The sequence below is a fragment of the Streptomyces sp. JB150 genome (genome assembly GCF_011193355.1).
Lineage (GTDB): Bacteria > Actinomycetota > Actinomycetes > Streptomycetales > Streptomycetaceae > Streptomyces.
On record NZ_CP049780.1, the window covers coordinates 5,087,615 to 5,105,556 of the forward strand.

The 17,942-nt window shown below is 71.2% G+C and carries 16 protein-coding genes; 5 read left to right on the forward strand and 11 right to left on the reverse strand.

Going from position 1 to position 17,942, the window contains the following annotated elements:
* Nucleotides 1–66: 66 nt before the first annotated feature.
* The 5 genes from G7Z13_RS23635 to G7Z13_RS23655 form a co-directional block, all read right to left on the reverse strand.
* Nucleotides 67–1,677, reverse strand: a complete 1,611-nt coding sequence (locus G7Z13_RS23635) for a sodium:solute symporter family protein (RefSeq protein WP_166002239.1) — start codon at nucleotides 1,675–1,677, stop codon at nucleotides 67–69.
* Nucleotides 1,674–1,931 carry a DUF3311 domain-containing protein gene (locus G7Z13_RS23640; RefSeq protein ID WP_166002240.1) on the reverse strand — a complete coding sequence of 86 codons (258 nt, stop codon included), beginning with the start codon at nucleotides 1,929–1,931 and terminating at the stop codon, nucleotides 1,674–1,676. Before G7Z13_RS23640 ends, G7Z13_RS23635 begins: the two co-directional genes overlap by 4 nt.
* Nucleotides 1,932–2,065: 134 nt before the next feature.
* Nucleotides 2,066–2,830, reverse strand: a complete 765-nt coding sequence (locus tag G7Z13_RS23645) for a GntR family transcriptional regulator (RefSeq protein WP_166002241.1) — start codon at nucleotides 2,828–2,830, stop codon at nucleotides 2,066–2,068.
* Nucleotides 2,831–3,226: 396 nt separating this feature from the next.
* Nucleotides 3,227–4,012, reverse strand: a complete 786-nt coding sequence (nagB, locus tag G7Z13_RS23650) for a glucosamine-6-phosphate deaminase (RefSeq protein WP_166002242.1) — start codon at nucleotides 4,010–4,012, stop codon at nucleotides 3,227–3,229.
* A gap of 211 nt (nucleotides 4,013–4,223) precedes the next feature.
* Nucleotides 4,224–4,973, reverse strand: coding sequence for an SDR family oxidoreductase (locus G7Z13_RS23655; RefSeq protein WP_166002243.1), 750 nt, complete (start codon nucleotides 4,971–4,973; stop codon nucleotides 4,224–4,226).
* A gap of 97 nt (nucleotides 4,974–5,070) precedes the next feature.
* On the opposite strand from G7Z13_RS23655, the gene G7Z13_RS23660 reads away from it, so the two are divergent.
* Nucleotides 5,071–5,859 carry a TetR/AcrR family transcriptional regulator gene (locus G7Z13_RS23660; RefSeq protein ID WP_240926330.1) on the forward strand — a complete coding sequence of 263 codons (789 nt, stop codon included), beginning with the start codon at nucleotides 5,071–5,073 and terminating at the stop codon, nucleotides 5,857–5,859.
* A gap of 471 nt (nucleotides 5,860–6,330) precedes the next feature.
* A complete protein-coding gene (locus G7Z13_RS23665; RefSeq protein ID WP_166005240.1) occupies nucleotides 6,331–7,797 on the forward strand; it encodes a PAS domain-containing sensor histidine kinase in 1,467 nt (488 codons plus the stop codon).
* Nucleotides 7,798–8,003: 206 nt separating this feature from the next.
* Here G7Z13_RS23665 and G7Z13_RS23670 read toward each other — a convergent pair whose 3' ends face one another.
* The gene (locus G7Z13_RS23670) at nucleotides 8,004–8,261 is read right to left on the reverse strand and encodes a WhiB family transcriptional regulator (RefSeq protein ID WP_003992873.1); all 258 of its coding nucleotides are present in this window, start codon (nucleotides 8,259–8,261) and stop codon (nucleotides 8,004–8,006) included.
* A 318-nt stretch (nucleotides 8,262–8,579) separates the two neighbouring features.
* Nucleotides 8,580–9,548 carry a diacylglycerol kinase family protein gene (locus tag G7Z13_RS23675; protein WP_166002244.1) on the reverse strand — a complete coding sequence of 323 codons (969 nt, stop codon included), beginning with the start codon at nucleotides 9,546–9,548 and terminating at the stop codon, nucleotides 8,580–8,582.
* A gap of 201 nt (nucleotides 9,549–9,749) precedes the next feature.
* On the opposite strand from G7Z13_RS23675, the gene G7Z13_RS23680 reads away from it, so the two are divergent.
* Complete coding sequence (locus G7Z13_RS23680) at nucleotides 9,750–10,202, forward strand: hypothetical protein (protein ID WP_166002245.1); 453 nt, start codon at nucleotides 9,750–9,752, stop codon at nucleotides 10,200–10,202.
* 3 nt (nucleotides 10,203–10,205) lie between these two features.
* Here the strand turns inward: G7Z13_RS23680 and G7Z13_RS23685 are convergent, their stop codons facing one another.
* The 3 genes from G7Z13_RS23685 to G7Z13_RS23695 all read right to left on the reverse strand — a co-directional run bounded on the left by G7Z13_RS23685 (nucleotide 10,206) and on the right by G7Z13_RS23695 (nucleotide 12,302).
* Nucleotides 10,206–11,336 carry an RNA polymerase sigma factor SigF gene (locus G7Z13_RS23685; RefSeq protein ID WP_166002246.1) on the reverse strand — a complete coding sequence of 377 codons (1,131 nt, stop codon included), beginning with the start codon at nucleotides 11,334–11,336 and terminating at the stop codon, nucleotides 10,206–10,208.
* A gap of 17 nt (nucleotides 11,337–11,353) precedes the next feature.
* A complete protein-coding gene (locus tag G7Z13_RS23690) occupies nucleotides 11,354–11,767 on the reverse strand; it encodes an anti-sigma regulatory factor (RefSeq protein WP_166002247.1) in 414 nt (137 codons plus the stop codon).
* Nucleotides 11,768–12,041: 274 nt separating this feature from the next.
* Nucleotides 12,042–12,302 carry a UBP-type zinc finger domain-containing protein gene (locus G7Z13_RS23695; RefSeq protein ID WP_086168698.1) on the reverse strand — a complete coding sequence of 87 codons (261 nt, stop codon included), beginning with the start codon at nucleotides 12,300–12,302 and terminating at the stop codon, nucleotides 12,042–12,044.
* A gap of 61 nt (nucleotides 12,303–12,363) precedes the next feature.
* Here G7Z13_RS23695 and G7Z13_RS23700 point away from each other — a divergent pair, with 61 nt between their 5' ends.
* Together G7Z13_RS23700 and fxsT are read left to right on the forward strand one after the other, a co-directional pair.
* The gene (locus G7Z13_RS23700; protein ID WP_166002248.1) at nucleotides 12,364–13,959 is read left to right on the forward strand and encodes a Na+/H+ antiporter; all 1,596 of its coding nucleotides are present in this window, start codon (nucleotides 12,364–12,366) and stop codon (nucleotides 13,957–13,959) included.
* A gap of 140 nt (nucleotides 13,960–14,099) precedes the next feature.
* Complete coding sequence (fxsT, locus tag G7Z13_RS23705; RefSeq protein ID WP_166002249.1) at nucleotides 14,100–17,012, forward strand: FxSxx-COOH system tetratricopeptide repeat protein; 2,913 nt, start codon at nucleotides 14,100–14,102, stop codon at nucleotides 17,010–17,012.
* On the opposite strand, the gene G7Z13_RS23710 is transcribed toward fxsT, so the two are convergent.
* Nucleotides 17,009–17,905 carry a pyridoxal-phosphate dependent enzyme gene (locus G7Z13_RS23710; protein ID WP_166002250.1) on the reverse strand — a complete coding sequence of 299 codons (897 nt, stop codon included), beginning with the start codon at nucleotides 17,903–17,905 and terminating at the stop codon, nucleotides 17,009–17,011. The two genes, fxsT and G7Z13_RS23710, sit on opposite strands and share 4 nt — an antisense overlap.
* Between the last annotated feature and the right edge of the window lie 37 nt (nucleotides 17,906–17,942).

Here is a 17,942-nt window from a genome sequence, read left to right on the forward strand (position 1 = left end):
GCTCACGCCCCGCCCTACGACCGGCTCACGCCCGGCCTCAGTGCGCCGAGCAGGCCGTCGCCGGGCTCAGTGCGCCGAACCGGCCGTCGCCGGCGGCAGCTCCACCTGCACACCCGGATCGCCCGCGTCCGCCGTGTAGTCCTCCGGCTTGGTCTCGTCCACGCCGTCGGGCGCCTTGGCCGCGCGCAGGACGAAGGTCAGGACGACCGTCACGATCACGTTCAGCACGAACGCGGTCAGACCGATGTAGCCGATCTCCCCGATGCCCGGGATCTCCTTCGACGAGCCGCCGAAGTGCTTCTGCGTCGGGGAGGCCACCCCGTACGCGGCGACCGTGCCGTAGATCATGCCGACCGCCCAGCCGGCGATGAGCGCCCAGCGGTGGAACCAGCGGGTGAACAGGCCACCGACGAGGGCCGGGAAGGTCTGCAGGATCCAGATGCCGCCGAGCAGCTGGAAGTTGATGGCGACGGTCTTGTCCATGGTCAGGACGAAGGCCAGCGCACCCACCTTCACCAGCAGCGACACCAGCTTGGAGACCTTGGTCTCCTGCTCGGGCGTGGCGTCGGGCCGGATGAAGTCCTTGTAGATGTTGCGGGTGAAGAGGTTGGCCGCCGCGATGGACATGATGGCCGCGGGCACCAGCGCGCCGATGCCGATCGCCGCGAACGCCACGCCCGCGAACCAGTCCGGGAACATGTCCTCGAACAGTTGCGGGATGGCCAGCTGGCCGTTCTGCACCTTGATCCCGGCGGCGATCGCCATGAAGCCCAGCAGCGCCAGCAGACCCAGCATGAGCGAGTACAGCGGCAGGATCGTGGTGTTGCGGCGGATCACCTCACGGCTCTTGGAGGAGAGCGTCGCGGTGATCGAGTGCGGGTACATGAACAGCGCCAGCGCGGAGCCGAGCGCCAGGGTGGCGTACGTCCACTGGCCCGCCTCCGGCGGGACCAGCCCGCCGGCCCCGGTGGTCTCGAACTTCTCGCCCGCCTTGGCGAAGATGTCGTCGAAGCCGCCCAGCTTGATCGGGATGTAGATGATCGCGACGGCGATCACGAGGTAGATCAGGGTGTCCTTGACGAACGCGATGAGCGCCGGCGCCCGCAGACCCGACGAGTAGGTGTACGCGGCCAGCACACCGAACGCGATCAGCAGCGGCAGGTCCTTGATGAACCAGTTGGTGTCCTCGCCGCCGCCGACGCCCATCACGTCCAGTACGGCCTGGATGCCGACGAGCTGGAGCGCGATGTACGGCATGGTGGCGAGGATGCCGGTGAGCGCCACCGCCAGCGACAGCCCCTTCGAGCCGAACCGCCCGCGCACGAAGTCCGAGGTCGTCACATAGCCGTGCTTGTGCGACACCGACCACAGCCGCGGCAGGAACGTGAAGATGAGCGGATAGACGAGGATCGTGTACGGCACGGCGAAGAAGCCGGCCGCGCCCGCCGCGTAGATCGCCGCCGGTACGGCGACGAAGGTGTACGCCGTGTAAAGGTCGCCGCCGAGCAGGAACCAGGTGATCCAGGTGCCGAACGACCGGCCGCCCAGACCCCACTCGTCGAGGCTGTGCTCGTTCTCCGCCTTGCGCCAGCGCGCGGCGAGGAAGCCCATGACCGTGACGGCCAGGAAGAAGAAGATGAAGACGGCGAGCGCGACGCCGTTCACGCCGTCCTTCATCGCTGCTCACCGCCCCGGCGGGCGCGCTGGTCACGCTGCCACAGCTTGAAAGCGATCATCGTCAGCACGGTCGAGATGACCACCCACGCCATCTGGTACCAGTAGAAGAACGGGATACCGGCGAGGGCGGGGTCGGTCTTGGCATACGAACCGACCCACAGCATGGCCACGAACGGTGCGACGAGGCAGAGGGCGATGACGACGCGCACGGGCGTCACCACCGGCCCTGCGCTCACTTCTGGCGCTTCCGACATCTTGGCGACTCCGTCCCCTCACTGATCACCTGCTTAATGGGCTGGCAATCTAGGTCACGGTGTCGCGGCAGAGGAACCCCTCGTCCGCATATCGGTATCGCCTTTACAAAGTCGGTATCGCCTTGATGCCGTGGCTACTCGGCGGGCCGCTTGAGCCTGGCCACGAACTTGTACCGGTCGCCGCGGTAGACCGACCGCACCCACTCCACCGGCTTGCCCTCCCGGTCCAGGGAGTGGCGGGAGAGCATCAGCATGGGCAGGCCGACGTCGGTGCCGAGCAGGCCCGCCTCGCGCGGGGTGGCCAGCGAGGTCTCGATGGTTTCCTCGGCCTCGGCGAGGTGGACGCCGTAGACCTCGGCGAGGGCGGTGTAGAGGGACGTGTACTTGGCCAGCGACCGCCGCAGCGCGGGGAAGCGCTTGGCCGAGAGGTGGGTGGTCTCGATGGCCATCGGCTCGCCGTTGGCCATGCGCAGGCGCTCGATGCGCAGCACCCGGCCGCCGGCGGTGATGTCGAGCAGCTCGGCGAGCCGGTCGTCGGCGGTGATGTAGCCGATGTCGAGCAGCTGGGAGGTGGGCTCCAGGCCCTGGGCGCGCATGTCCTCGGTGTAGGAGGTGAGCTGGAGCGCCTGGGAGACCTTGGGCTTGGCGACGAAGGTGCCCTTGCCCTGGATCCGCTCCAGCCGGCCCTCGACGACCAGCTCCTGGAGCGCCTGGCGGACGGTGGTGCGCGAGGTGTCGAACTCGGCGGCCAGCGTGCGCTCGGGCGGGACCGGGGTGCCCGGCGCCTGCGTCTCCGTCATGTCGAGCAGGTGCTTCTTCAGGCGGTAGTACTTGGGCACGCGCGCGGTACGGACGGTCGCCCCGGTCTCGTTCTCCGCACTGCTGACGTCGGTGCTCATGCTCCGCCTTCCCGGCTCCGTCGAGGTGTCGCCCTCCGTAGAGGTCTCCTCGGAGGTAATCGTCCGTACGCTCCGATGATCCCCTCTGTATACCGTCGCCGCCTGCCTTGGTCTAGTCCAGCCCGCTGAAGTGGTCTACCCGAGTATGACGGTCGCAGTCCCTGTTTTCGCCCGGTTCCCGCTGAAAGGCTCTCGCCTCTTCGCGACCGCATAACCGCTGGTCGGCGCAGCCCTCCTGGCTCTGGTCGCCGCCTGCTCGTCCCGTGCGGCGCTCGAATTGGACTAGGCCATTGGTCTATCACCAGCACTGATGAATGGTCGGTTCGCGGGCCGGTGACCCCACCCACGCGGGCCGGCGCCGCCGCTCCGGCCGGCCCCCGTCGCACCGGCCGGCTCTCAGATGCCCTGCCACTCCGGCTTGTTGGCGTACGTGTGCCGGAAGTAGTCGGCGAGCTTCAGCTTGGACGCGGCCGCCTCGTCCACCACGACCGTGGCGTGCGGATGCAGCTGCAGCGCGGACGCCGGACACACCGCGGCGACCGGTCCCTCCACCGTCGCGGCCACGGCGTCCGCCTTCCCCTCCCCGGTGGCCAGCAACACCAGGTGGCGCGCCTCCAGGATCGTCCCGATGCCCTGCGTGATGACGTGATGCGGCACCTGGTCGATGTCCCCGTCGAAGAACCGCGCGTTGTCCACCCGGGTCTGCTCGGTCAGCGTCTTGATCCGGGTCCGCGACGCCAGCGAGGAGCAGGGTTCGTTGAACCCGATGTGCCCGTCGGTCCCGATCCCGAGCAGCTGGAGATCCACCCCGCCCGCCTCCGCGAGCGCCCTGTCGTACGCCTCGCAGGCCGCCTGGACGTCCTCCGCCTCCCCGTCGGGGCCCATGAACGCGTCCATCGACAGCCCCAGCGGCTCCAGCACCTCCCGTCGCAGCACCGAGCGGTACGACTCCGGGTGCGAGGCGGGCAGCCCCACGTACTCGTCGAGCTGCGCGATCCGCGCCCGCGAGGCGTCCACCTCGCCGGCGCGCACCTTGGCCGCGAGGGCCTGGTAGACGGGCAGCGGAGTGGAGCCGGTGGCCACACCGAGCAGGGCGTCGGGCTTGCGCCGGAGCAGCTGGGCCATGGCCTCGGCGATCAGCTCGCCGCCGGCCTGGGCGTCCGGAACGATGACAACTTCCACGCTGGGCCTGCCGATCTGAAGAGGGGGACTCGAAGGGCACCCGAAAGGGTCATGTGGTTTAGACCAATCTAACAGAGCGGCGCCGGCCGTCCCAGGTGTCGCGGACGCGCGGCGGCCCGCCCGGCCAGCCCGCCCGTGGACCCCCGGCCCGCCCGTGAACCCCCTCCACCTCCCTCCTTCCCCGCCCTCCGGTACCCGCCATCCCCCCGGCTCAGAGCAGCGAACCGCCCGTGGCGTCCACCCAGCCCCCCGTCACCCAGCGCCCATCCTCCGAGGCCAGGAACGCCACCACGTCCGCGACGTCCGCGGGGGTGCCCACCCGGCCCAGGGCCGATATCGCCTCCGCCTGCGCCCGGCCCTCCTCCGTACCGAGGAACGCGGCCGTGTTGTCCGTCTCGATGTAGCCGGGAGCCACCGAGTTCACGGTGATGCCGCGGGGGCCCAGGATCTTGGACAGGTCCCGGGTGAGGACGTCCAGGGCGCCCTTCGTCATCGCGTACGCCGTCAGGTCCGGCAGCACGGCGTTGCGCGCGAGCCCGGTCGAGATGTTGACGATCCGGCCGCCGTCGCGGAGCCGGCCGAGGCCCTGCCGGACGATGAAGTACGGCGCCTTCACGTTCACGGCGAAGAGCCGGTCGTACTCCGCCTCGGTGATGTCCTCAAGGGGCGACGACGTGCCGATCCCCGCGTTGTTCACGATGATGTCCACGCCGTCCGCGTGCCGGTCGAACTCGGCCCACAGTGCCTCCGCGTCCCCCGGCGTTCCCAGCTCCACGCCGATCATGAAGGCCGATCCGCCCGCCGCCTCGATCGCCGTGACCGTCTCCTTCGCCGCCGTCTCGTTCGTCCCGTAGTGCACCGCGACGCGTGCCCCGTCGCGCCCCAGGCGCTCGGCGATCCCGCGCCCGATGCCCCTGCTCGCCCCCGTGACGAGTGCCGTCCTCCCGCTCAGCGCGCCCATGGAGACGCCCCCTTCGCGATTTGCTAGTGGTCGTTACAGAAAAGACCGTAGATCACGCCGCTGACATTTGTCTAGCGCCCGTTATAAAATGCACTCCATGGTGAGCACCCAGGGGAACGAGGCGCAGACCGCGACGCTGGCAGGCCGCGGGACCGCCGCCGCCGGGCCGGAGGAGCCCGCCGGGCGCGAGGCCGCACGGGAGGGACGGGAGGCGACCCCCGCCGGGCGCGAAGCGGTATCGGAGGCGCCGGAGGCAGCCCCCACCGGACAGGAGCCCACCCCCGCCGGCCGCCGCGGGCGTGGCCGCGGCCGCCCCCGCTCCTTCGACCGCGAGACCGCCCTGGAGCGGGCGATCATGGCCTTCTGGGAGCGCGGGTACGAGGCGACGTCCGTCTCCGACCTCACCCGCGCCATGGGCATCGGCGCCCCCAGCCTCTACGCCGCGTTCGGCGACAAGCGAGCGCTGTTCGACGAGGTCGTCGAGGTGTACGGCGCGCGTTACGGCTCCTTCGCGGCGCGCGCCCTCGCCGAGGAGCCGACCGCACGGGCCGCCGTGCGGCGCCTGCTGCGCGAGGCGGCCGCCGAGTACACCGCCCCCGGCCGGCCGCACGGCTGCCTCGTCGTCCACGCGGCGACGAACTGCACCAGCCCCGAGGTGGAGCAGGCCCTGCGGGAGCGCCGCAACGCCAACATCGCGGCCATCGAAAGCCGGATAAGGGCGGACATCGCCACAGGTGAGCTGCCGCCCGGCACCGACGCGGCGGCCCTGGCCCGGCACACCGGGGCGATGATCCAGGGCATGTCCCAGCAGGCGCGCGACGGCGCGAGCCGCGCGGAACTGGAGGCACTCGCCGAAATTGCCATGACGATCTGGCCCCGCGGATGACCGGAGCGGGTTAGGCTTCCAGGGGCCGGCAACGACGACGGCCCGCGCCGCACGGTCTTCGACAGCACACAGCCGGCAGCCGACAACCGGCAACGCCGGCACCAGACGGCAACAAACAGCTTCCGACGCATGGACACGCGCAGTGGTCTAGTCCACAATCGTTGCAGACCAGCCTCGCGAATACCGACTGTGCGGTCATCCCATGCGTGGGAACAAGCATCCGTCTTCCCCGCACAGGAAGACGGAGCGAGGAACCGGAGCTCTCTGCCCTGACTGCCCCGGCTCCTCATCCTTCGGCCGACCGGGACCGCACACCCCACGGCCGATATTGCTCCGGGCTGCGGTGCCGGGAGGGTTGAGGGTCCCTCCCAGGCGCCGCGGCCCGCGGGTGTCTCCAGGGGCGGTGCCGCCCCGCACCGGCACGTTTCGGCGCCGTACAGACCGCCGGGTACGCTCGCAGACGTGCCCTCCATGAACGAACTGGTCCGCCAGCACACCGCCCTCGACGACTCCGACCTCGAGTGGCTGCATCTGCTGGTCTCGGAGTGGCAGCTGCTCTCCGACCTCTCCTTCGCCGACCTGGTCCTGTGGGTTCCCACCCGCGACGGCACCCGCTATGTCTCCGTCGCCCAGATGCGGCCGAACACCGGCCCCACCTCCTACCAGGACGACATGGTCGGCCACCTGGTCCCGCGCGGCCGCCGCCCCATGCTGGACGTCGCGCTCGACGAGGGCAGGATCGTGCGCGAGGGCGACCCGGAGTGGCGCGAGGAGGTCCCCGTACGGGTCGAGTCGATCCCCGTACGGCGAGAGGGCCGCGTCCTCGGCGTCATCGCCCGCAACACCAACCTGCTCACCGTGCGCACCCCGAGCCGACTGGAGCTGACCTACCTCCAGTCCGCCTCCGACCTCGCCCAGATGATCGCGGCCGGCGCGTTCCCGTTCGCCAACCAGCAGGTCGACATGGACGCCTCGCCCCGCGTGGGCGACGGCCTGATCCGGCTCGACGCCGACGGCATCGTCCAGTACGCCTCCCCGAACGCCCTCTCCGCCTACCACCGCCTCGGCCTCGCCGCCGACCTCGTCGGCCACCACCTCGGCCGGACGACCGCCGAACTCGCCCCCTCCCGCGGCCCCGTGGACGAAGCCCTGGCCAAGGTGGCGAGCGGCTGGGCGCCGCGCGAGTTCGAGATCGAGGCCAACGACGGGGTCATCCAGTTCCGCGCGATCCCCCTCAAGCCCAAGGGCACCCGCATCGGTTCCCTGGTGCTCCTGCGGGACGTCACCGAACTGCGCCGCCGGGAACGCGAGTTGATCACCAAGGACGCCACCATCCGGGAGATCCACCACCGGGTGAAGAACAACCTCCAGACGGTGGCGGCCCTGCTGCGCCTCCAGGCCCGCCGGATCGAGTCCGAGCGGGGCCGCGCGGCGCTCGAAGAGGCCGTACGGCGCGTGGGCTCCATCGCGATCGTCCATGAGACGCTGTCCCAGAACCTGGACGAGCGAGTGGAGTTCGACGAGATCGCCGACCGGGTCCTCGCGATGGTCGCCGAGATCTCCCCGGGCAAGGTCAGAGGCCGGCGCACCGGCCGCTTCGGCATCCTCGACGCCGAGGTGGCCACCCCGCTGTCCATGGTGCTGACCGAGATCCTGCAGAACGCCCTGGAGCACGGCTTCCGCGAGGGCGACACCGGGACCGTCGAGGTCGCGGCGGTCCGTGGCGGTACGACGAAGGAGGCCCGTCTCCTGGTCACCGTTCAGGACGACGGCGTGGGCCTGCCGCCCGGCTTCGACCCGCGCACCTCGGGCAACCTCGGGCTGCAGATCGTGCGGACGCTGGTCGAGGGGGAGCTGGGCGGCACCTTCGACATGGTCCCGGCGCCGGAGCGCGGCACCCAGGTGCTGCTGGACATCCCGGTGCGGGCACAGAAGTAACGCGAGTAACGCGCGGTGCGGGCCCGCGAGGCCACCCGCCGCACCTCCGGACAAAGCAAAGAGCCCCGGACCTTGATCGGTCCGAGGCCAGTGCTCGCTGCTGCTTTCAAGCGCATCGGGGTACTGCGCGCTGCGTGCTCGGGGGCGGGAGTTGCGTACTCGCTGTACGCGCCGCCAAGCTCAGGCTGTCAGCGGGGTGGGTGATGTCAGGCGGAGGCCTGACGAGCCCGGTTGCGGGCGGCGCGGCGCTTCATCGCGCGGCGCTCGTCCTCGCTGAGACCACCCCAGACGCCGGAGTCCTGGCCGGACTCGAGCGCCCACTGCAGACACTGCTCGATCACCGGGCAGCGACGGCAGACGGCCTTGGCTTCCTCGATCTGCAGCAGCGCAGGACCGGTGTTGCCGATGGGGAAGAAGAGCTCGGGGTCTTCCTCGCGGCAAACGGCGTTGTGACGCCAGTCCATGGCTGCTACCTCTCCTTGGTATTACGTGCAGGTTGCTTGTGAATGTGAACGCTTTCACGAATCCCTCAACAAGTGAAGGGCCGACTGCCAGGTTCCCTGGCGTGGTCCTGTGGTTTGAAGAGGGGTTCCGGTGATCTCGGAGGCCGGTCCTGCGGGCCGTCCCGATCGCCACGTAGAGACTCGCAAACCTCAGCGGCGGATACAACCCCTTCCGGAAAGTTTTTTTTGATTCCTCGGTGTCGACTAGGTCACAGCCGTACTTCCATGGGGTGGATCCTGGCCTAAACGTTCGAGTGAAAGGACTTTCGCCCCTTCTGCTCACACAATCACACGCAGTGCACGGCGTACGCCTGTGAACGTCACGCTCGTGCGCAGCCCCAGGTGGTCACCGTCCATCTGGAGGGGCAGGGGCACCTTCGAATGCAAGGTGAACTCGGTCAGGTCGTGCAGGGAGACGGCGTGCTTGCCCTGGGGGCCGCGCTCGGGGGACGAAGTGAGCAACTGGGTGCCATACCGGGCAACCGAGGCCGTGGACAGGCGGCTGAGACCGAATACGTCGAGCCCGGTGTCGAACGATGCCTTAGGCGACGCATACATGGGGCGATTGCCGAGGAACGTCCACGGGGCGGTGTTCGAGACTATGGACAGCACCAGATCCGTCGCCAGTTCCTCGCCGTCCCGCTCCAGCGTGATCGTCCCGTGCCGGCGGTGCGGCTCGCCGAGCAGCTGGCGCACCACCTGGCGCACGTAGAGCGCGTGCGTCGACTTCTTGCCGCGCTCGCGCTGCTGCTCGACCCGGCCGACCACGCCCGCGTCGAAGCCGAGTCCCGCGTTGAAGGTGAACCAGCGGGACGGGACCGACTCGTCGTCGCTGCCCGGCGTACCGGACGTGAGGCCCAGCCCCACCGTGCGCTCCCTGCCCTCACGCAGAGCGTCCAGCAGCACGCCGGTCGCCTCGACGGCGTCGTTGGGCAGGCCCAGCGCGCGGGCGAAGACGTTCGTGGACCCGCCGGGCACGACGGCCAGGCGCGGCAGGTTCTCCGGATCGGGGCCGGCGTGCAGCAGTCCGTTGACGACCTCGTTGACCGTCCCGTCGCCGCCGAGGGCCACGACCAGCTCGATGTCCGCACTCTGCGCCGCGTGCCGGCCCAGGTCACGAGCGTGACCGCGGTACTCGGTGGTGACCGCCTCCAGCTTCACCTCGCTCGCGAGCGCGTGGATCAGCACATCGCGCGTACGTGCGCTTGTGGTGGTTGCCGCCGGATTGACCACGAGAAGTGCACGCATGGATGGCAGCGTACCTACTGAGGGGTACCGGGCCCAGGCCGGAGTGCGGATCACCCCGGAGTTCGGGCGTGAACCTGAACACGGGGGCGCGGATCGGCCCTCCGGGCGCGCACACCCGTCCCGCCCCACCCGGACCCGCGGCGGACCTGCCCCGTCCCACCTCGCCCGCGACCCCCACCCCCCGGCCGCTACCCTGCAAGGGTGACCTCTGCGCGTAACCCCAGTCCCGAAGCCGTCGACGCCGATGAGGCGGGCCCGCGTCCGGTGCGGCTGACCGCTGCCGCGGTGCTGACCGGGCTGGAGGGGCTGGCGCTGGTGGTCGGCGGGGTCTGGATGCTGGTGTTCGGGCTGACCGGGGAGCCGGACGGCCGCCGGCAGGCCGTCACCGGGGGCATCACGCTCGTCGTCCTGGCGCTGCTGCCGCTGCTCGCCGCCAAGGGGCTGCTGGCCCGGCGGAGCTGGAGTCGCGGCCCCGCCGTCATCACGCAGATCATGGCGCTGCCGGTGGCTTACAACCTGCTCCAGGCCGACAGCATGTCCATCCCGGCGGGGATCGCGCTGGCCGTCGTCGCCGTGGCCGCGCTGGTGCTGCTGATCAACCCCGAGACGACCCGGGCCCTCGGGATCCGCGGGCCCGGCAACGCCCGGAAGTAGCCGTCACTCCTCGACGAGGAGCTTCTCCCGCAGCTGCGCCAGGGTGCGCGCCAGCAGCCGGGAGACGTGCATCTGCGAGATGCCGACCTCCTGCGCGATCTGCGACTGGGTCATGTTCCCGAAGAACCGCAGCAGCAGGATCCGCTTCTCGCGCGGCGGCAGGTCCTCCAGCAGCGGCTTGAGCGACTCCCGGTACTCGACGCCCTCCAGCGCCTCGTCCTCCGCGCCCAGGGTGTCCGCGACCGCCGGGGACTCGTCGTCGGTGTCGGGGACGTCCAGGGACAGCGTGGAGTACGCGTTGGCGGACTCCAGGCCCTCCAGGACCTCCTCCTCCGAGATCGCCAGCTTCTCGGCCAGCTCGTGCACCGTGGGGGAGCGGCCGTGCAGCTGGGACAGCTCCGCCGTCGCCGTGGTCAGCGACAGCCGCAGCTCCTGAAGCCGCCGCGGCACCCGCACCGCCCAGCCCTTGTCCCGGAAGTGCCGCTTGATCTCACCGACGACCGTCGGCGTCGCGTACGTCGAGAACTCCACGCCGCGGTCCGGGTCGAAGCGGTCGACCGACTTGATCAGCCCGATGGTGGCGACCTGCGTGAGGTCGTCCAGCGGCTCGCCCCGGTTGCGGAAGCGGCGCGCGAGGTGCTCGACGAGCGGCAGGTGCATCCGGACCAGCCGGTTGCGCAGCTCCGCGTACTCCGGGCTGCCCTGCGGCAAGGAGCGCAGCTCGATGAACAGGGCACGCGCCCCGCTGCGGTCCTGAGGGTCGTGATGCGCGGCCGGCGTGCTGCGCGCGGCCGGCGCGTCGTCCTCGGAATGTCGCTCGTGCTCGCTCATCGTCCCGCCCGTCGCCCTTCCCCGAGCCCGCGCCTCGGCCCGGACAGGGGAGCCCCCGTTCCGCCGCTCCGAAGGCGCGCCCTGCACGGCACTGTCCTGATTCCGCTGCCCGTCGCCGGGGAAGTCCGCCCGAGGGGTGTCCTCCTCCGGGTGCGGCCGGGCCTGCTCGGGGATGCCGTCGATGCCGTCCGCCATGCGTCGGGAACCGTCCGGACCGCTCGGAGTCTCCGGGCTGCCCGAAGACGCCGGCCCGCCCATGCCCTCGGCCGGCAGCTCCCGTGTGCCGCGCTCTTCGTCCCGCACCGGCCCGTCCCCGTTCCTCACGCCGGCCCGGGTCCCGCGCCGCGCTGTTTGTAGAGGCTGATCGAAACGGTCTTGTCCTCGTCCACGGCGGAGGAGACCTTGCCGGCGAGGGCGGACAGCACGGTCCAGGCGAAGGTGTCCCGCGAGGGGGCGTGACCGTCCGTGGTCGGCGCGGAGACGGTGACCTCCAGCGAGTCGTCGACGAGCCGGAAGACACAGCTGAGCACCGAGCCGGGCACGGCCTGCTGCAGCAGGATCGCGCAGGCCTCGTCCACCGCGATGCGCAGGTCCTCGATCTCGTCGAGGGTGAAGTCCAAACGGGCCGCGAGGCCGGCCGTGGCCGTCCGCAGCACCGACAGGTAGGCACCCGCAGCCGGCAGCCGGACTTCGACGAAGTCCTGGGTCGCGGGCTCGCCTGCGATGTGGGACACCCTCACCTCCAAGGTGGTACAAGCTTTACGGGGCCGAGGGTCGCCCCCCGGGGTAACGCGATGTGTGGTTCAGCGGTGACGCTACCGCGCTCTCGATTTTCCTGTCCCGGGACCCCAACCCCCTGCTGTCACTCATAGTAAACACCTGAACACGCACAGTGGCTAGAGGGTGGGCGGACCCAATTCGGAACAGGGCGCGCCGGGTTGACGTACCCCGGCGTCAGACGCTCGAACCGTCCGGATCCCAGTGTCCGGAACCCGGGTCACGAGCGGGTCACACCAGCACGTGGTCCACGAAGCACCAACGCCAATTCTCACCCGGCTCGAACGTGCGCATCACCGGGTGCCCCGACTTCTCGTGGTGCTCGGTGGCGTGCCGCCCCGGCGAGGAGTCGCAGCAGCCGACGTGACCGCAGGTGAGGCACAGCCGCAGCTGCACCGGGTGCGTACCGGCCGCCAGGCACTCCGGGCACGTCTCGCTCAGCGCGGAGGGCTCCGGGTGCGGCAGCGCGTCGGCGTGCGTGCACTGTTTCATGAGTGCCAGATTACGACGGGTGTGCGGATCACCGCGCGGAGAACGAGAGCGGGCGAAAGCCATGGACGTGATGCCCCTGCTGTTGCTGGTGGCCGGAAGCGCGGCGGTCGCCGCGGCCGGCCGCCGCACCCCGGTGCCGGCGCCGCTGCTGCTGGTCGCGGCCGGTCTGGCGGTGTCGTACGTGCCCGGCGTGCCCGACTACACCCTCGACCCGCACATCGTCCTGCCGCTGCTGCTGCCCCCGCTGCTGCACACCGCCGCCATCGACAGCTCCTACCTCGACCTGCGCGCCCAACTGCGGCCCGTCGCCCTGCTCTCCGTCGGGTACGTGCTCTTCGCGACCGTCGTCGTCGGCTGGGCGGCCTATCTGCTCGTGCCCGGCCTGCCGCTGACCGCAGCGCTGGTGCTGGGCGCGGTGGTGGCACCGCCGGACGCGGTCGCGGCCACCGCGATCGCCCGCCGCGTGGGACTGCCCTCCCGGGTCACCACCATCCTCCAGGGCGAGTCCCTGGTGAACGACGCCACCGCGATCACCGCCTACCGCGTGGCCCTCGCCGCCGCCGTCGGCGAGGGCGCCACCTGGGCCGGAGGCATCGGCGAGTTCCTGATCGCGGCGGTCGGCGGCATCGGCATCGGGCTGCTGCTGATGGTGCCGATCCACTGGCTGCGCACCCACCTCAAGGAGGCGCTGCTGCAGAACACGCTCTCCCTGCTGATCCCGTTCGTCGCCTACGGCGTCGCGGAGCAGGTGCACGCCTCCGGCGTCCTCGCGGTCGTGGTCGTCGCCCTGTATCTCGGCCACCGCGCGTGGGAGGTCGATTTCGCCACCCGCCTCCAGGAGGACGCGGTGTGGAAGATGGTCGCCTTCGTCCTGGAGTCCTCCGTGTTCGCCCTCATCGGGCTGCAACTGCCCGTCGTCCTGCGCGGTCTGGGGGAGTACGAGGGCGCGGACGCCGCCTGGTACGCGGTCGCCCTCTTCCTCGTCGTGGTCGTCGCCCGGTTCGTGTGGGTCTACCCGGCGACGTTCCTGCCGCGAGCGCTGTCCGCGCGGATCCGCGCACGCGAGGACAACCCCACCTGGAAGGGCGCGTTCATCATCTCCTGGGCCGGTATGCGCGGCGTGGTCTCCCTCGCCATCGCCTTCTCCATCCCGGCGACGATGCACGGCGGCGAGGACTTCCCGGGCCGCAACCTCATCCTCTTCCTGACCTTCACCACCGTCATCGGCACCCTCGTCGTCCAGGGCCTCACCCTGCCGCCGCTCATCCGCCTGCTGCGCCTGCCCGGCCGCGACGCCCAGGCCGAGACGCTCGCCGAGGCCAACGCCCAGGCGCAGGCCTCCCGCGCCGCCGAACAGCGCCTCGACGAACTCCTCGCCGACGAGGCCAACGCCCTCCCCGGTCCGCTCGCCGACCGCCTGCGCACCGTCCTCGAACGCCGCCGCAACGCCGTCTGGGAACGCCTCGGCCAGCCCAACCCCGTCACCGGGGAGACCGCCGACGACACCTACCGCCGGCTCGCGCGGGAGATGATCGGCGCCGAGCGGGAGGTCTTCGTCAGGCTGCGGGACCTGCGGTACATCGACGACGAGATGCTGCGCACGCTGCTGCGCCGGCTCGACCTGGAGGAAGCGGCGGCGTACCGCGAGGCGACGTGATGTGATGCGAGGTGCGCTGTCAGTGCCCGGGGGGATGATGGATCCCGCGGGGACGAAGCGGCCGGACACACCCGGCGGACACGCAGCGCACGGCACCACACGGCAGTACACGTACGGGACTTGGTGACGCGGGGGGCTAGGTGACCGGCACCACACAGCGGTACTTCATCAGTTACGCGGGCGCCGACCGCTCCTGGGCCGAGTGGGTGGGCTATCACCTGGAGCGGCACGGCCACCGCGTCCTGCTCGACGTGTGGGACTGGCGCACCGGCGACGACTTCGTGCAGCGCATGGACGAGGGCCTGCGCCAGGCCGACGCGGTCGTCGCCCTCTTCTCCAAGTCGTACTTCGAGCCCGGCCGGTGGACGAACGAGGAGTGGACCGCCGTCGTCGCCCGCCGCGACCGCGTCATCCCGCTCGCCGTCGAACCGCTCACCAACCACGACGTCCCCGCGATGCTCGCCACCAAGGTCCGCAAGGACCTGCACGGCCTGGACGAGGACGACGCCCTGGCGGCCCTGCTCACGGCGGTCGACGGGGGCGGCCGGCCGAGCGGGCCGCCGCCGTTCCCGGGCGGCGCCGCAGCCGCGCCGCAGACCCCGGCTCAGCCGAGGGCGACGGGCACGGCAGCGGAGGCACCGCGCCTGCCGGGCAGCACCAAGCGCGCGGAGGTGTGGAACGTACGCCGCAAGAACACGGACTTCTCCGGCCGGGAGGCCGTGCTGGTCGCGCTGCGCGAGGGCCTGCTCGACGGCGACGACACCGCGGTCTACGCCCTCCACGGGCTGGGCGGCATCGGCAAGAGCCAGATCGCCCTGGAGTACGCCCACCGCTTCGCCGACCAGTACGACCTGGTGTGGTGGATCGACGCCGAGCAGGCCGACCAACTGCCCGTGCACTACACCGAACTGGCGGACCGGGTCGGGATCGCCAACCCCGAGGCCGGCGCCGAGCACAACGCCCGTGCGCTCCTCCAGCACCTGCGGGAGCGGCCGCGCTGGCTGATCATCCTGGACAACGCGGAGAACCCCGGCGCCGTGGAGAACTGGCTCCCCGAGGGGCCCGGCCACGTCCTGATCACCTCCCGCAACCCGCACTGGCGTGGCATCGCCCGCCCCCTGGCCCTCGACGTCTTCACCCGCGAGGACTCCCTCGCCTACCTCCGCAATCGCATCCCCGGCATCCCCGAGGAACAGGCCGCCGTCCTGGCCGGCGACCTCGGCGACCTGCCGCTGGCCCTCGCCCAGGCGGCGGGCGTCATCGGCAACGGCATGACCGTGGACCGCTACCGCCGCCTGCTGACCGAGAGCACCGCGCGGATCCTCCAGGAGGGCGAGGTCCCCGGCTATCCGGCATCCCTCGCCGCCACGGTCGGCATCGCCACGAAGGACCTGTCCGAGGGCCACCCGGACGCGGCGGCGCTGCTGCGCCTGGCCGCCTTCCTCGGCCCCGAGCCGATCCCGACCGCCTGGCTGGAGGAGGCGCGGCCCCGCCTGAGGACCATCCCCGGCGATCCGGCGGACCCCCTGTGGCTTCAGTCGGCGCTTCCGGCCCTGAGCGGCTTCGGACTGGCCCGCATCGATCACGAGGCCTTCCAGATCCACCGGCTGACCCAGGCGGTGCTGCGCGACCAGGTCGACGCGGCGGAGACCGGGGCGGTGCAGGACGATGCGGCGGCGGTGCTCGCCGCCGTGACGCCCGGCGAGGCGGAACGGCCGGAGAACTGGCCGACGTGGGCCGGCCTCACGTCCCACCTCACCGCGCGTCACTTCGACGTCACCGCGCGGGCCGAACTCCGGCCGGCCCTGCGGGAGGCCATCTCCTTCCTGATCCGCAGCGGACAGCCACGACAGGCACGCGAGCTGGGCGAGCCGCTGCGCGAGTCGTGGATCGCCCAGCTGGGCCCCGACCACTCCGACGTTCTGATGTGTACGCAGTACCTGGGGCACGCGACCGCGGATCTGGGCGACCTTCGGGGCGCGCGACCCATCATCGAGGACACACTGGCGCGGCGGCGACGCACCCTCGGGGACGACCACGAGGACACGCTCAGGTCCGCGAACGATCTGGCTGTCATCCTGGCTCAGCTCGGCGACGAGGAAGAAGCTCTCGCGATCAGCGGCGACACGCTCGTCCGCCGCCGTCGGATCCTCGGCGAGGACCACCCGCACACGCTTCAGTCCGCCAGCAACTACGGAGGCCACCTCACCGCGCAGGAGCGTTTCCAGGAGGCCCGTGACATCAACGAGAGGACCCTGGTGACCTGCCGCCGAGTCCTCGGGGAAGACCACCCCACCACACTGGCGACCGCGATCAACCTCGGTCACGCGCTCAGTGAGATGGGAGAGGGCAGGAAGGCCCGGAGCCTGCTCGACGGCACGCTGCACCACTGCCGGACCTCGCTGGGCGAGGACCACCCCATCACCCTTCGTGCCAGCCACAGCCTGGGGCGCATACTCTCCGTGATGGGCGCGCACGTCGAAGCCCGCGCGTTGGCGCAAGTCACCCTCGCCCGCTCCCGCCGGGTCCTCGGCGAGAACCACCCCGACACCCTCTCGCTGGCGAGCGCGCTGGCCAACGCGATGACCAACCTGGGCGAGTTCACGGAGGCGCGCCGCCTCGCCGAGGACACGCTGGAGAGGCGGCGCCGAACCCTCGGCCCCGAGCATCCGGACTGCTTCGTGTCCGCGCACAACCTCGCGTGGACCCTGCATCAGCAAGGCGACTGTCAAGCGGCCCGGCGCCTGTACGAGGACACGCTGGCCCGCCGCCGTGAGGCCCTGGGGCCCGACCACCGGGACACCCTGAGAACCGCCCACGGCCTGGGCATCACGCTGCTGAAACTGCGCGCCTACGCGGAGGCCGCGAAGCTGCTGGAGGACGCCCGGCTCCGGCTGCGCAGCCTGTACGGCGAGGACGGCAGCCCGACGCTGCGTACGACTCGGGCCCTCGCCGACGCCTACACCGGCATGGGCAAGAAGTACAAGGCTCAGAAGCTGCTCGCCGGGAACAAGAAGGCCCCCCGCACATTCGGCCGCCGCAAGAAGCGCTAACGCGTCCCGGTGATCACCGCCGCCACCACCGTCCCCGGCGGGAAGGCGCCCTCCTCGGTCAAGGCGGTCAGGCCGTACAGCATCTTGGCCACATACAGCCGTTCCACGCCCACTCCGTGCCGGTCCTCGAACTCATCGGCGAACGCGTCGAGTTCGGGGGTCGTCCGCGCGTACCCCCCGAAGTGGAAACGTTCCTCGAGCCGCCAGTCGCCGCGCGGTCCGCCGAAGGCCGCCCGCTGCAAGGTGCGTATCTCCTCGCCGAGGAAGCCGCCCTTCAGCACCGGTATGCCGAGCACGCGCTGCCCGGGCCCCGCCCCCGCCGCGAGTCCCGCCAGTGTGCCGCCGGTGCCGCAGGCCACCGCCACCACGTCCGCCTGGCCGTCCAGTTCCTCGCCGAGGGCGGTGCAGCCGCGGACGGCGAGGGCGTTGCTGCCGCCCTCGGGGACGACGTAGGCGTCCTCCGCGCGGGCCGCGCGGAGCAGCGTCGCCAGGACGGCCGGATCCGTCTTGCGGCGATACGTCGACCTGTCGACGAAGTGCAGGCGCATGCCGTCGGCCGCGCACCGCGCGAGGGAGGGGTTCAGCGGCCGGCCGGCCAGCTCGTCGCCGCGGACCACGCCGATCGTGGGGATGCCGAGCAGGCGGCCCGCGGCGGCGGTGGCGCGCAGGTGGTGGGAGTACGCGCCGCCGAAGGTGACGATCGGGCGGCCGCCCGCCGCCGCGAGGTTGGGCGCGAGTTTGCGCCACTTGTTGCCGATCAGGTCGGGGTGGATGAGGTCGTCGCGCTTCAGCAGCAGCCGCACGCCGCGGCGGGCGAACCGCTCGTCCCGCACCTCCTGCACGGGCGAGGGGAGTCTCGGTCGTAGCGCGGCGAGGGCGTCGTTGCCGGTCACGGGACCATTCTCCCTCCCCCGGCGCGGCACCGTGGCC